The organism is Zobellia russellii, assembly GCF_044597075.1.
GTDB lineage: Bacteria > Bacteroidota > Bacteroidia > Flavobacteriales > Flavobacteriaceae > Zobellia > Zobellia russellii.
Window position 1 is genome coordinate 947,805 of record NZ_CP139000.1, and the last position, 14,395, is coordinate 962,199.

The 14,395-nt window shown below is 40.5% G+C and carries 11 protein-coding genes; 6 read left to right on the plus strand and 5 right to left on the minus strand.

The annotated features are described in order from the left end of the window. Positions 1 to 4: 4 nt before the first annotated feature. Complete coding sequence (locus SJY45_RS03995; RefSeq protein WP_400073361.1) at positions 5 to 2,917, minus strand: FAD-binding and (Fe-S)-binding domain-containing protein; 2,913 nt, start codon at positions 2,915 to 2,917, stop codon at positions 5 to 7. A gap of 87 nt (positions 2,918 to 3,004) precedes the next feature. Between SJY45_RS03995 and SJY45_RS04000 the strand changes: the two genes are divergently transcribed. Next, entirely contained in the window at positions 3,005 to 3,523 is a 519-nt protein-coding gene (locus SJY45_RS04000) for a hypothetical protein (RefSeq protein WP_400073362.1), read from the plus strand. A gap of 104 nt (positions 3,524 to 3,627) precedes the next feature. Further along, positions 3,628 to 4,758, plus strand: coding sequence for a DUF4369 domain-containing protein (locus SJY45_RS04005; RefSeq protein WP_400073363.1), 1,131 nt, complete (start codon positions 3,628 to 3,630; stop codon positions 4,756 to 4,758). Between the two features lie 56 nt (positions 4,759 to 4,814). On the opposite strand, the gene SJY45_RS04010 is transcribed toward SJY45_RS04005, so the two are convergent. The 3 genes from SJY45_RS04010 to SJY45_RS04020 all read right to left on the minus strand — a co-directional run bounded on the left by SJY45_RS04010 (position 4,815) and on the right by SJY45_RS04020 (position 8,618). Further along, positions 4,815 to 6,043 (minus strand): IS3 family transposase gene (locus tag SJY45_RS04010; protein WP_400073264.1). Its coding sequence is split into 2 segments (ribosomal slippage): positions 4,815 to 5,695 and positions 5,695 to 6,043, totalling 1,230 coding nucleotides; the frame shifts between segments, so codons are not numbered across the junction. Positions 6,044 to 6,145: 102 nt separating this feature from the next. Next, a complete protein-coding gene (locus tag SJY45_RS04015; RefSeq protein WP_400073364.1) occupies positions 6,146 to 7,786 on the minus strand; it encodes a hypothetical protein in 1,641 nt (546 codons plus the stop codon). Between the two features lie 181 nt (positions 7,787 to 7,967). Next, on the minus strand, positions 7,968 to 8,618 hold the full coding sequence (locus SJY45_RS04020; protein WP_400073365.1) for a rhomboid family intramembrane serine protease: 651 nt from the start codon (positions 8,616 to 8,618) through the stop codon (positions 7,968 to 7,970). A gap of 57 nt (positions 8,619 to 8,675) precedes the next feature. On the opposite strand from SJY45_RS04020, the gene SJY45_RS04025 reads away from it, so the two are divergent. Next, positions 8,676 to 9,563 (plus strand): lysophospholipid acyltransferase family protein, encoded by an 888-nt coding sequence (locus tag SJY45_RS04025; RefSeq protein ID WP_400073366.1) that lies wholly within the window; start codon positions 8,676 to 8,678, stop codon positions 9,561 to 9,563. 274 nt (positions 9,564 to 9,837) lie between these two features. On the opposite strand, the gene glmM is transcribed toward SJY45_RS04025, so the two are convergent. Beyond that, positions 9,838 to 11,226 carry a phosphoglucosamine mutase gene (gene glmM / locus SJY45_RS04030; RefSeq protein ID WP_400073367.1) on the minus strand — a complete coding sequence of 463 codons (1,389 nt, stop codon included), beginning with the start codon at positions 11,224 to 11,226 and terminating at the stop codon, positions 9,838 to 9,840. 74 nt (positions 11,227 to 11,300) lie between these two features. Here glmM and SJY45_RS04035 point away from each other — a divergent pair, with 74 nt between their 5' ends. From SJY45_RS04035 to SJY45_RS04045, 3 genes are read left to right on the plus strand one after another with little or no spacing between them, the layout of a single operon-like run. Beyond that, positions 11,301 to 11,885, plus strand: a complete 585-nt coding sequence (locus tag SJY45_RS04035; protein ID WP_400073368.1) for an ACP phosphodiesterase — start codon at positions 11,301 to 11,303, stop codon at positions 11,883 to 11,885. Positions 11,886 to 11,940: 55 nt separating this feature from the next. Beyond that, on the plus strand, positions 11,941 to 13,644 hold the full coding sequence (gene ggt / locus SJY45_RS04040; RefSeq protein WP_400073369.1) for a gamma-glutamyltransferase: 1,704 nt from the start codon (positions 11,941 to 11,943) through the stop codon (positions 13,642 to 13,644). Positions 13,645 to 13,653: 9 nt separating this feature from the next. Then, positions 13,654 to 14,373, plus strand: coding sequence for a hypothetical protein (locus SJY45_RS04045; protein ID WP_400073370.1), 720 nt, complete (start codon positions 13,654 to 13,656; stop codon positions 14,371 to 14,373). Positions 14,374 to 14,395 lie beyond the last annotated feature (22 nt).

A 14,395-nucleotide genomic window follows, 5' to 3' on the forward strand; every position in this document is an offset into this window, starting at 1 on the left:
AGTTTTAAGCTAAAAGCGCATTCTTTAAAATGGTTACAGGGTGAAGCGCCTCCCGCTTGGTACCATCGTAAATCTGATGCCTACAACTGGTTCCGTTTGCCGAAATAATGGTGTCTTCCGGTGATTTTCTAACCGATGGAAAAAGCTTTAGTTCACCCACCTTCATACTCACCTCATAATGCTCCTTTTCATACCCAAACGAACCGGCCATGCCACAACAACCAGAACTTATAATGGAAACCTTATAATTTTCAGGAAGGTTCAATACATCAAAAGTCACCTTTTGGTTACTCAATGATTTTTGGTGACAGTGCGCATGTATTTTTACCGTTTTGGCTTCTGTTGTAAATAAATCCGCCGTGATTTCCTTTTTCAGTATTTCCGCAGCAAGAAACTCCTCAAGCAGGTAAGTGTTCATTGCTATGGCATTGGTTGTTTCTGGATCTTGGGAAAAGCGTTTGTACTCATCACGGAACGTAAGCACTGCTGAGGGCTCCAAACCAACAACTGGAATACCCTCATCTGCAAATCTCTTTAGTTTGGGAATATTTGCCAGTGCCAATTTCTTAGCTTGCTTCAGGAAACCTTTAGACAAGTAGGTTCTTCCGCTTTCACCATAAAAAAGTTGTACGTCATACCCCAATTTCGTTAGCACTTCAATAGCATCCTTTCCTAGCTCAACATCTAGATACTGACTAAATTCATCAATATATAAAACTAATTTTTGTTTTGTTGCAGTATGTTGATTTTTAAAAGATTGCAAGTATTTATCAAAATCAAAACTATAAACCTTTGGAAGACTTCTTTCAGGAGCGACACCCGAAGATTTCTTTAACAAACCTCCTAAAAATTTAGAGTCATAAACGGCATTGGTCAACCCTGGGACTTTACTGCCAAGTTTGTTTAGCTTGGTGTTGTAGGCAAATAATTTGCTGCGCAAGGGGTAACCGTTCGCCTCTTGATATTGATACAAAAACTCCGCTTTTAAGGTGGCTACATCTACATTACTTGGGCATTCCGTAGCACATGCTTTACAACTCAAACAAAGGTCAAAAACCTCCTTTAATTCCTTTTGGTCAAAGTTGTTCTTTTTCTGTCCTGTAGTTAAATATTCCCGAAGCGCGTTTGCCCTACCCCTTGTTGTATGCTGTTCGTCTCGGGTAGCATGAAAACTTGGACACATGGCTCCAGCGGCTTGTTCCGTTTTTCTACAGTCACCACCACCGTTACATTTCTCGGTAGCTTTTAAAATTCCTTCACTATCCGAAAAATCAAGTAAGGTTTTAATCTCAGGCTCCTGGCGGTCCACTTCATAGCGGAGCGACTCGTCCATGGGGTATGCATCAACTATTTTTCCTGGGTTAAAAATACCTTCGGGGTCAAAAAAGGATTTCACCCTTCTCAATAACTGATAGTTCTCTTCCCCGATCATGATGGGAATAAACTCCGCCCGGACAATACCATCTCCATGTTCGCCACTAAAAGAACCTTTGTATTTTTTGGTCAAATGCGCTACATCCGTAGTAATATCCCGGAACATAACCACATCATCCTTCTTCTTTAGATTCAATATGGGGCGTAAATGCAATTCTCCCGCACCTGCATGGGCATAATAGACCGCAGATTGTTTATAGCGGTCCATAATCTGGGTGAATTCACCTATAAAATCTTTTAAATCGGCTACAGCAACCGCTGTATCCTCTATACAGGCCACAGCTTTACGGTCGCCCACCATATTACCAAGTAAGCCCAGCCCCGCTTTTCGCAGCACTACGGCCTTATTTACATCATTACCTCTTAATACAGCTTCGGAATAACTAAGTCCTGAAGCTTTTACCGTACCTAGAAGTTCATTAATTTGTCTTTGCAGATCTTCTTCGGTATGCGCTTTCACCTCTAACATTAAAAGTGCTGCCGGATCACCTTCAACAAAAAACCGATTCTTTAATTGCTCCCTATTGTTTTTTGTACAATCCAGAATAACCTTATCCATCATTTCGCAAAGGTGCAGGTCGTGTTCCATTACCGGAGCAACATCGGACAAGCAGTCTTCCAAAGATTTGTAGTGCGTTACCACCATAGCGGATAGTTTAGGAGGCAACTCGTCTAACTGAAAAGTTATTTCGGTAGTAAAGGCCAACGTACCTTCGCTCCCACTTAAGAGCTTACATACATTTATTTTTTCATCGGTACCACCAAATACATTGGTATTCAATAATTCGTCTACCGCATAGCCTGTATTTCTCCTGTGGATTTCCGGTTTTGGAAACTCATTAAAAATACGTTCTTGTACTTCTTTTGGGGATAATTCTTTATAAATCTCCCTATATATAGTCCCTTCAAGGGTATTTAGACTCTTTTTTTCTTCAAACTCACTCGTGGTAAGTGCTTTGAATTCTACTTCGCTTCCATCGGATAATATAGTTTTTAGCGAAACAATTTTTTCGCGCGTAATACCGTATTTAATTGATGTTGTTCCAGAGGAATTGTTTCCTACCATTCCCCCTACCATACAACGGTTGGCCGTAGACGTATTGGGTCCAAAAAACAGACCAAAGGGTAATAAATATTGGTTCAGTTCATCACGAATTACTCCAGGTTGTACCGTTACCTGTTTGTTTTTCTCATCAAGACTAACAATTTTTGTAAAGTGTTTGGATGTATCCACAACAATACCTTCACCAACTACCTGTCCGGCCAAGGAGGTTCCTGCCGTACGAGGAATAAGCCCAACTTTATGTTGGTTTGCAAAGTGTACTAGGGTCTGGAGGTCTTTGGTCGTCTCCGGAAAAGCAACAGCTGTAGGAATTTTTCTATACACCGAAGCATCCGTAGCATATAGCGTTTTGGTTAAACTATCCGATAAAACACGACCTTGCAGTGAATTAGCTAATTCTTGAAGTAAATTTTTATTCAACGGTAAACAATTTAGAACGCTAAATTAAGTTTTTATGCTTGAAAGGCGAACGTAAAACGCCTTTTTAGAACCAAAAATCACAAGAATATGAAAAAATGGAAATTTTTATTTTTTATTTGCCTTAGCTCCACCGCACTTTCCCTTCAGGCCCAAGAAATAGCAGACAACGCCCTAGGTTTAAGGCTTGGCGACAGTGATGGGTTTGGAGCCGAAATCTCTTACCAAAGGTCCCTAGGCCGCTATACCCGTGCCGAGTTGGATCTTGGTTACCGGGACAGTCGTGAATTTGATGCCGTGAAGCTAACCGGCGTATACCAGTGGATATATGAGATTGACCAAGGGTTCAACTGGTTCTACGGTGCCGGTGGAGGTCTCGGAAGCGTAGATTTCGCTCCCGTACCCAACAGAAATAACCCTACCATTGCCGAAGACCCAGATGGCGGACTCTTTGTTTTTGTTGCCGGTGATGTGGGTGTAGAATACAATCCTGACCTGCCTATTGTTGTCTCTTTGGATTTTAGGCCAGAACTGGGTTTGATAGGTTTTAAAAACTTTGATAACAAGTTTAATTTTGACATTGCCCTGGGCATTCGTTACCAGTTCTAAAAACAAAATAACCATAAAACGCTTTTAAGCTCTTGACTCGTAATGTTAAGGGCTTTTTTTTGTTCCGATATATACCTACATTTACCTGATCTTAAACAAAAAGAATGAAAAAAGTAGTATTATCAGTCTGTATCTTACTAGGTGTAATAGCCTGTAATCAAAAGCCCGAAGGGTATAACTTTAAAGGAAACATAACCGGAGAAGTTGAAAATGGAACTAAAGTGTTTCTAAGAGCTATGGGTGAAAATGGCCAACCTGTAGATATTGACACTACCACCGTTGAAAACGGAAGCTTTGTTTTTACAGGTACTGCAGATTCTCCTGAGATGCACTATGTTTTTGTTGACAAGCTCATGGGATACACCGCGGTTATTTTAGAAAATGGCGATATAGAGCTTAGTGCCCAAAAAGATAGCTTAGGTTTTGCCAAAGTAAAGGGTTCAAAGCAAAATGAGGTGTTCATGGATTACATGGACCAGTCTAAGAAAATAACGGCACAGGCACAATCTATCCAACAGGATATGCAAAAAGCCCAACAATCTGCTGATGAAGCTACAGCTAATTCACTGCGAGACGAAATGATGGAGCTTCAAGAAGAATACAAAGATTTTGAGCTTACCTATATTAAAGAACACCCAGAAGCACTTATTTCGGTTCTTTTGATCGATAGGGCTATTGGAGCACGTGCGGTAACTGCCGAAGAAGCACAAACTTTGTATGACGGACTTTCACCTGAAATAAAGGAAACAAAGGCGGCCGCTTTAATTACTGAAAAATTGGATGCTCAAAAGAAAGCTGAGGAAAGCCAAAAAAGTACCGCTATAGGTGCTAAGGCCCCTGCTTTTACCGCTCCTACCCCTGACGGAAAAGAATTGGCCCTTGCCGATGCTTTAGGGAAAGTTACTTTAATAGATTTCTGGGCCGCTTGGTGCAAGCCATGCCGTGCCGAGAATCCTAATGTGGTAAATGTGTATAAAAAATACCATGATAAAGGGTTGAACATTATAGGTGTGTCTTTGGATAAAACAGAAGACGCTTGGAAAAAGGCCATTGCCGATGACGGCCTAACCTGGAACCAAGTTTCTAACTTGGCCTACTTTAATGACCCAATTGCCAAGTTATACAATGTAGATGCTATACCTGCCGCTTTTCTATTGGATGAAAATGGCGTAATTATAGCTAAAAACCTAAGAGGTCCCGCTTTGGAACAAAAGGTTGCAGAGTTACTGCAGTAAAATATATTTTTATTGAGTCGTCCTAAAATAGGTTGACAGTTTTTAAATAATAAATATCAAACCAGAGAAGCTAGCTTCTCTGGTTTTTTTTTGTGTATAAAGTTAGGTGTTTTCATATTAAGGCTCAAGTGTGGTCTTTTGCCGTTATAGGTTCTTATCGATTCGGCTATGAGCTTTTTCAATTCTTTTCCATTGTTACATTTATAGATTAGGAATTCACCTTTCAATATGCCGTTTATCCGTTCCGCCAAGGCATTTTGGTAGCAATCATACCCATCCGTCATCGATGGGGCCATGCTATTTCTTCTCAGTTCTTTTTGGTATATGGCCGAGCAATACTGCAATCCCCTATCGGAATGATGGATCAGGTCTTTGCTCGTCGATCTATTGCCGTTCGCCATTTTTACCGCCTTTACCACATTCTCCGCACTCATATCGTCACTAAGGTGGTACCCCATTATTTTTCTACTATAGGCATCGGTCACCAAGGACAGGTAATGTGTCCGCTCCCTGCTTTTAATGTACGTAATATCACTGACAAAGAACTCCTCCGGTCCGCAAACTTCGGTTCCCTTCATCAGATTGGGATGTTTTCTAAGCCAATGCTTGGAGTTCGTTGTCCTGGTGTAATTCTTCCTTGGCCTTATCAACATCGATTCCGAGCGTAAATATCCGAACAGGGCATCTCTTCCTATCTTTAAATTGTGCATTGCGAACTCGTCCTTTAAAAGGAAATACAATTTTCGTGTACCGAGCCTGGGCATATCCTTGCGGACACCTTCGACCAGGTTCTTTACCTTTAAAAAATCTTGTTCTCTTTTAATGGTACGTTTTTCTCCTTGGTAGACGGCCTGTCTACTTATCCCAAACAATCGACAACAACGGGATAGACTTAATCGTTGTTCTTGTCGGATGCGCTGGATTGATTGGGTGAATGCTTTTTTCTGATAGCGGTACCATACTGCTTATCGGCGATATCGATCATGGTATTGAGAATTTTGTTCCGTAATCTTTCATCGGAAAGCTCTCTCTCCAAGCGTTTGATCTTCTGTGCAGGTGTTTCTTTTGATTTTGGCATTTGACGGCGTATTGGTTTGCTCCAATCCAATGTACCATGTTTTCTCAACCAAACCAAAACCGTGCTCCTGCCTTGAATACCATAAGCCTTTTGTGCCTGCTTATAGGTCATCTCGCCTTTTTCGACCTGCTGGACAACACTGAGTTTAAAGCCCAGATTGTAATCGCGTTGAGTACGCTTTGTTACCGTAATACTTGAATGTTTCATAAATAAGTCAATTTTATGTCAACTTATTTCAGGACGGGACATATATAACTAAAAAGCCCCGAACGGAAATCCCTCGGGGCTTTTTGTATATCTACAAGTATCTTAGAACTTGTTTCTTACATCTCTAAACGTACCTATTACGGTTGCGCTTCCTAATTTTTTAACGCTACCAAATACATTTGCAACGGAGTCGTCTCCAATAAACTCAAGTGTAGCTCCATCGTTAAGAATGATATCTCCATAAACCGTTAGGTTCCCTTCAATTCTTAGTTTGGCATCCTTGTTAACGGTAATGTTCTTTCGTTTGTTGTTTCTTCCAATGTACAATGTACCGTTCATTTCAAACAAACCATTACTGTTTATATAACTGCTGTTGTTTACTGCCCAAGTTCCGCATAACAACAATGAACCGTTTACGTTAACCGAGTTAAAGTACTTAGAACCTTTAAACTCTTTGGTCTCACCTTGGTTTACGGATAAGTTGGAACTTCCGTAGTAGTATGATAATTCTGCACAACGGCTTTCTAAACTCTGATCAGGTCTGTTCAACTTTACAATTTGAAGTCCAGCTTTACCCGAAGCAGCAAAAATATAATCACCTTTAGAAGCTACATAGTTAATAGAACCATCTAAATCTACCACCCCAATAATATTGGTCTGTCCGTCTTTATCTTCCGATAAACATAGACCGGCACCACCATTGGCCATAAGTAGAACATCTTCATTAATGGCAACAGCATTGGTTACAATATTTTGAGTTTCTGTTCCCTCTGGATTTAAAAGAATTGGAATATGTTCCAGTAAATCGCCACTGGTCATATTATAAACACCAGCTCCTTTAGATCCTTCTGAAACGTATATTTTTTCACCTGAAAAATCAAGGGTTCTTTTACTGTTATCTCCAAAATCCGAACTAATGGCAATTGTTTTGCTTACCGTAAAGCTTTTATCCATGATGCTAACACCTTGACTCGCATCTAGTACAGCAATAGTTCCGTTGTTTTGCGCTACAGAACGTAAATCGGAAAAAGAAGCATCGTTCTGTGTAGAAAGGTCCGAGATTTTATAAGACGTTAACAAACCATCTTTTCCACTCGTTACCAATACCCCATCTGAAGTTACTTTAACATCGTTTGCAGTAAAACCTTCTTGAAAACCGTAGATTAACTCTCCGCTTACATCCAATTTACCACTAGAAGCAGGTATTTTTACCACAAATGAATTTGAAGTAGCTCTAACTGATTTTTCAGAATCCACACCACCAACAGCAAATACATAGCCATTAGCATAAGCAATAGAATTGATATCAGCATTGGAATAGTACAATCTAGAAGTAACTTGAGGGTTGTTAGGGTCACTAACATTTATAATGTCTATACCACCCGCATAACCGTCTTCAACAGTATTATAGGATACGTAAGCGTAATCTCCATCTACATCCACATGAGATGCGGTAAGATTTTCTGCTCCGCTGTAAGAAGGTGGGTCTACCCGGGCAATAAGGGTTAACGGGTAATCTCCCGCCATTTCTTCTCCACTTTTGGATGTTTTTCCGGTAGTACTGCCATCTTCTTTCAAAATTTCTAACACACCAGCATCATCATAAAGAATACTGTTCTCTAAAACAGACTCTTTTGCTTCAATTGAAATATTGTCTTCGGTGTCGGTAAAAACTGTAGTCTCATCGCTACAAGATGTAGCAAATGCAACAGCCGCTAATGCGGCAAGTGAAAGTCTTTTCATTATAAGTAGGTTTAAAAGCTATTAGATTTGGGTTCTAACAGAACGTAAAACTACGGTGAAGTGTATACCCAGCTCAATTATTTTCGATGAATTACCTATATAAGGGGCTTTTCTTGCCATTTTAACGAAAATTTTATGCGCTAACTAGGAACTTTAATAAGGAAGATCGATGAACGGTAACTTATAATTTACCCATCTTGGCCATAATTAGAAGTATTACAATAGGTAATGCCAATAAGCCAACCATAAGGGGCTCGTTCACCAATAATTGGGGCATGAACAGTAGTGTGCTAACATAACCCCCAATAGCGCCACCAAAATGAGCGGTGTGGCCAATATTACCCAATCGGCTTTTCATCCCATAAATAGAATACAATAGGTAACCAATACCAAAAACATAGGCTGGTACCGGTAACGGTATGAACATAATGCCCAACTGCATATTAGGCTGAAGTAGTATAGCAGCGTACAACACTCCGGTTACAGCTCCACTTGCACCTACGGCACTATAATGCGGCTCGTTCTTATGAAAAAACATGGCCAATAAACTACCGGCCAACAAACTAATAAAATAGACACCTAAAAATTTACCTGATCCAAACCAATTGACCACCACAGGTGCAAAGAAATATAGGGTAAACATATTAAAGAAGAGGTGTGCAATGTCTACGTGCAAAAAGCCGGAAGTAAGCATTCGGTCTTTCTGCCCAGCCTGAATCTGGCCAATGCCAAACTTGTAACGTTCAAAAAAAGCGGTATCGTTAAATCCTTTTAAGGAGACTAAAACATTAGCAGCAATCACCACGATTGTGGCAATATCCAGGTTGTTCATAGGGTGCAGTTAATTTCGGTTCAAATATAGTTATATTTGTCTACTTAAAATGTCTTGATGCAGTTGCTTGTTTTTATTTTAGTATATCCATTGCTGTGGATAATTTCTATACTTCCCTATCGCCTTTTTTACGGATTTTCGGATTTTGTATTCTTTTGGGTCTATCGTGTTGTGGGCTATAGAAAGAATGTGGTACAACAAAACTTGGAGTTGGTCTTTCCCGACAAAACGGAATCAGAAATAAAGGACATCCAGAAAAAGTTTTACCACCATATGTGCGATATGTTCCTGGAAATGGTAAAAACAATGAGTCTTTCCAAAGCGGCAGTTAAAAAGCGCTATGATGTTCAGAATATTGAAGTTCTACAAGAAATTGAAAAGGAAAAAAGTATTTTGGTTGTTTGTTCGCATTACGCGAATTGGGAGTGGAACGTTAGCATGAACAATTATGTCAACTCCAAAGGTTACGCAGTTTACCAAAAAATAAGCAACACCTATTTTGACCGATGGGTGAAAAAAGTCCGTGCGCGTTGGAACACAACACTTATTACCAAAGAGGAAACGGCCAAAACCGTATTGGTCAACTATAAAAACAACGTAAAGGGAATTTTTGGTATGGTAAGCGACCAATCTCCACAACGTAGCCGCGCGCATTATTGGACCGAATTTATGGGCGTAAAAGTACCAGTGATTAACGGTGCGGAAACTTTAGCCCGAAAAATGGATTTGGCCGTAGTTTTTTTAAAAGTGTCCAAAGTTAAAAGAGGCTATTACAAAGCGGAATTAATACCTATTACCACTTCAGGAGCCTCTACCGAAAAAAATGAAATAACGGATACCTTTTTAAGACTCGCCGAGCAACAGATAAAAGAACAACCGGAATACTACTTGTGGACACATAGACGCTGGAAACACAGAAATAGTGTTCCTGTGGAGTTTCAGTAATCCTCTCCCTTCGACTGCGCTCAGGAAGGTATTACTTCAACTGAGAGAGAAACTTTTTGGCCGGCTGTGCTCAGGAAGGTATTGCTTATTAATATAAATCATTTAAAATAGGATTGTGCTGAGTAATATAAGGCTTAGAGCAGACTAGCTCCGGGAAAAATATTTCTTGATTAAACATGAAAACGCTCGGAATGAAAATGAGAAGAAACTCAATCATTTCGAGCGTTTTATTATGAAGCACCATCCTTAGGCTGCACTCAGGAAGGTGCGGATTTTACAAACCGGCTACAGTTTTTATCTCTCCAATTATACGATCGGCAAGTTCGTCTGCTTGAGACTGACTTTTAGCTTCGGTATAAATACGGATAATTGGTTCTGTATTTGATTTTCTAAGGTGTACCCAATTTTCGGCAAAATCTATTTTTACACCATCAATGGTAGATATATCTTCGTTTTTATACTTTTCGGCCATAGCCTTAAGAATACCGTCTACATCTAGACCCGGTGTTAATTGTATTTTCTTTTTGCTCATAAAATACGAAGGGTAGCTTGCGCGAAGTTCTGCAACCGTTCCACCTTTTTCGGTCATCAGCATTAAGAATAAAGCAGTACCCACCAAAGAATCACGGCCGTAGTGACTTTCAGGATAAATGATACCCCCGTTACCTTCACCACCAATAATGGCATTGTTCGCTTTCATTTTCGTTACCACATTAACTTCGCCCACTGCAGCAGCTTCATAAGTGCCGCCATGCTTTTGGGTAATATCTCGTAACGCACGTGAAGAAGAAAGGTTAGAAACCGTGTTTCCTTTGGTCTTGCCCAAAACGTAATCTGAGCAGGCTACTAAAGTGTATTCTTCACCAAACATTTCGCCAGTGTTATCAATAAAAGCCAAACGGTCTACATCTGGGTCTACCACGATACCAAAATCGGCTTTTTCTTTTACTACCAATTCACAAATATCCCCTAAATGCTCTTTTAAAGGCTCTGGGTTATGCGGAAAATGACCTGTTGGGTCACAATATAGTTTTACAACTTCAACACCAAGTTCTTCCAGTAGTTTTGGAATGGCAATTCCCCCTGTGGAATTTACCCCGTCTACAACTACCTTAAATTTTGCCTTGCGAATAGTATCTGCATCTACCAAAGATAAATCTAGAACTTCGTCAATATGAATGTCTATGTACGAATCGTTTTTGGTAATACTCCCTAGGTCATCAACCTCAGAGAAATCAAAATCTTCCTTTTCGGCTATATCCAAAATTTTAGCACCTTGGGCCGCATCTAAAAACTCCCCTTTTTCATTAAGAAGTTTAAGGGCGTTCCATTGTTTTGGATTGTGGCTGGCGGTTAAAATAATCCCACCATCGGCTTTTTCCAAAGGCACTGCTATTTCCACCGTAGGTGTAGTGGACAAATCTAAATCAACAACATCTATTCCAAGACCTACTAAAGTAGATACTACAAGGTTTTGGATCATTTCACCTGAAAGGCGAGCATCTCTACCAATAACTACTTTTAATTTTTCTTTTTTAGAATACGCTTTTAACCAAATACCATATGCTGCAGCAAATTTAACCGCATCTATGGGGGTTAAGTTATCTCCCGGGCTACCTCCAATAGTGCCTCGTATACCTGAAATCGATTTTATTAATGTCATATTTTTTAAAATAGTTTCTGCAAATATACAGGTCTAAGGCCAATACTATGTTTGCAATTTGTAAATTCGAGCTTATGAACTTTTTAGCACACATTTATCTCTCTTTTGACGACCCAGAAATTACTTTGGGAAATTTTATTGCGGACAGTATACGGGGCAACAAATTTAAGCACCTGCCGGAAAGGGTTCAAAAGGGAATTCTATTGCACCGGGAAATTGACACGTTTACGGATACACATGAAATTCCTAAAATCAGTAGCAAGCGTTTGCATAAAAATTACAGTCATTATAGTCGGGTGATCGTAGATATTTTTTACGACCATTACCTTGCCAAGAACTGGAGTACATATAGTAAAACACCTTTGGATGCCTATGTTGATAATTTCTATGATCTACTGGAGGACAATTACCCCATTCTACCGGTGGGTGTACAACGCATGATGCCTTATATGATTTCGGATAATTGGATATACAACTATTCCAAAATGGAGGGAATAGCAAAGGTATTGAAAGGCATGAACCGTAGGACCAATAATAAATCCAAAATGAATTTTGCCATTCTGGATCTAGAGGAACATTATGAAAAGTTTGAAGAAGAGTTTGCTGCTTTTTTTGATGAACTCATGGTGTTTTCAAAACAAAAATTTATTTCACTTTAATATCAAGGCAGATAGAAATTAATAAAAAAAGTACAATCCTTTAAACCGACCGCGTATGAAACCAACACGTCTAATTCTTTTAAAGACCCTTGTTCTCCTTCTTTTTGTCAATTGTAAAACCGAACCTCCAAAACCGGCAAAACCCACGGGTGTAGTTGCCGAGAAGGCTATGGTAGTTTCTGCTCGCGAAGAGGCGTCTACCATAGGTGCTACAATTTTAAAACAAGGAGGAAATGCTTTTGACGCCATGGTTGCTACGGAGTTGGCACTGGTAGTATCCTATCCGTTCGCCGGAAATATAGGCGGTGGTGGTTTTATGGTATATCGCAAAGCGGATGGTTCTATAGGAGCATTGGATTACCGAGAAAAAGCACCTTTATCCGCTACAAAAGATATGTATTTGGATTCTCTGGGTAATGTTATTCCGGGTATGAGTACCAAGGGCGCTACCGCAGTTGGTGTTCCCGGAACGGTAGCCGGCATTGTAGAAGTACACAAGAAGTTCGGTTCTATGCCTTTAGAAGATATCCTTGCCCCTGTTATTGCTTTGGCAGATGAAGGTGTTATCATAACAGAGAAGCAAGCCGAAAGGTTCGCCAACTATAAAGAGATAATTCTTGAGGTTAACGATAGTGTTACAACCTTCCCGATAGGCTGTAAAGCTGGCGATTTGGTAAAATACCCTGCATTGGCAAATACACTCAGGCGCATTGCTAAAGATGGCAGGGACGGTTTCTACAAAGGGGAAACCGCAAAAATATTAGCGTCTTTCATTCAGGAAAAAGGTGGATTTGTCACCGAAGAAGATTTGGAGCAATATGAGGCCCGCTGGCGCGAACCTGTCGTTTTTGATTACAAAGACCTTCACATTATATCTATGAGTCCGCCTAGCAGCGGAGGTATGACCATCAACCAAATTTTGAGGATGATGGAACCGTATGACGTTGCCAAATTTGGGCACAATTCCGAAAAGACCGTTCAATTGTTTACAGAAGCTGCGCGCCGTGCCTATGCTGACCGTAACTACTGGTTGGGCGACCCTGATTTTGTGAGCATCCCAATGGACCAACTTCTAAGTCCCGAATATCTGGATGAACGTATGGCCGATTTTTCCTTTGATAAAGCGACAAAATCCGAGGACATTCGCGAAGGGAACTTTCAAATGGCCGAAAGTATGGAAACTACCCACTACTCCATTGTAGATGCAGAGGGCAATGCGGTTTCCGTAACTACCACTTTAAACGGAGCTTATGGTTCAAAGCTGTATTGTGATGAACTTGGCTTTTTCTTGAACAATGAAATGGACGATTTTAGTGCCAAGGCCGGTGTACCCAATATGTTCGGTCTGGTTGGTGCCGAGGCCAATGCCATTGCACCAGGTAAGCGTATGCTTAGCAGTATGACCCCTACCATTGTAGAAAAGGACGGTAAACTTTGGATGGTAGTTGGTACGCCCGGAGGTTCTACTATAATTACTGCAGTGGCCCAAACCATTCTAAACGGATATGAATTTAATATGAGCATGCAAGAGGCGGTGAACGCCCCTCGTTTTCACCACCAATGGTTACCGGACGTGGTTATATTTGAGCCCGAAGGCTTTTCGGAAGAACTTAAAGAGAATTTAAAAACTAAAGGTTATCATATTAATGAAGACCGTACCCCTATAATTGGAAAGGTTGATGCCATACGTGTATTGCCCGATGGAACTTTAGAAGGTGGAGCGGATAAACGAGGTGATGATACCGCCGTAGGATTTTAGAGCATTTAGATGATAAAAAGAATATTGAAGGTTGTGGGGAAAGGAATCATAATCCTTTCCGCCGTTTTGCTTATTGGTTTTGGAATTGTTTATTTAATCTATAACGAACCTCTACCAAAAGGGATTCCCGGTACAGAGGCCGATGCCTTGGCCGAAAAAATGCTAAAGGCTGCTAATTACGAAGCGTATAGGAACACCAACTATTTAGAATGGAGTTTTGCCAATGGTGCACATTCCTATAAGTGGGACAAGATAAACGGAGAGGTGGATGTAAAATGGGATGCCTATCGCATACTATTGAATCTAAAACACCCGAACAAAAGCAAGGTGTTTGAAAATGAAGCCGAGGTTATTGGCAACTCCCGAAAAGAACTTATTACCAAGGCCGAAGGTTATTTCAATAATGATTCCTTTTGGTTAGTGGCCCCGTTTAAAGTTTTTGACCAAGGCACACAACGTAGTGTGGTAAACTTGGAAGACGGTACCAAAGCACTAATGATTACCTATTCTTCTGGCGGTAGTACGCCAGGAGATTCCTATCTCTGGCATTTAGGCCCCAACGGACTACCAGAAGGTTACCAAATGTGGGTAAGCATTATTCCCATAGGCGGACTCCAAGCTACTTGGGACGATTGGAAAATTATGGAAACTGGAGCTTTCTTGCCCACCTCCCACAAGCTTGGACCAATAACTTTGGACATGGGCGAAGTTCGTGGATACAATGATTAGAATATCAACTATTTAAGAACCC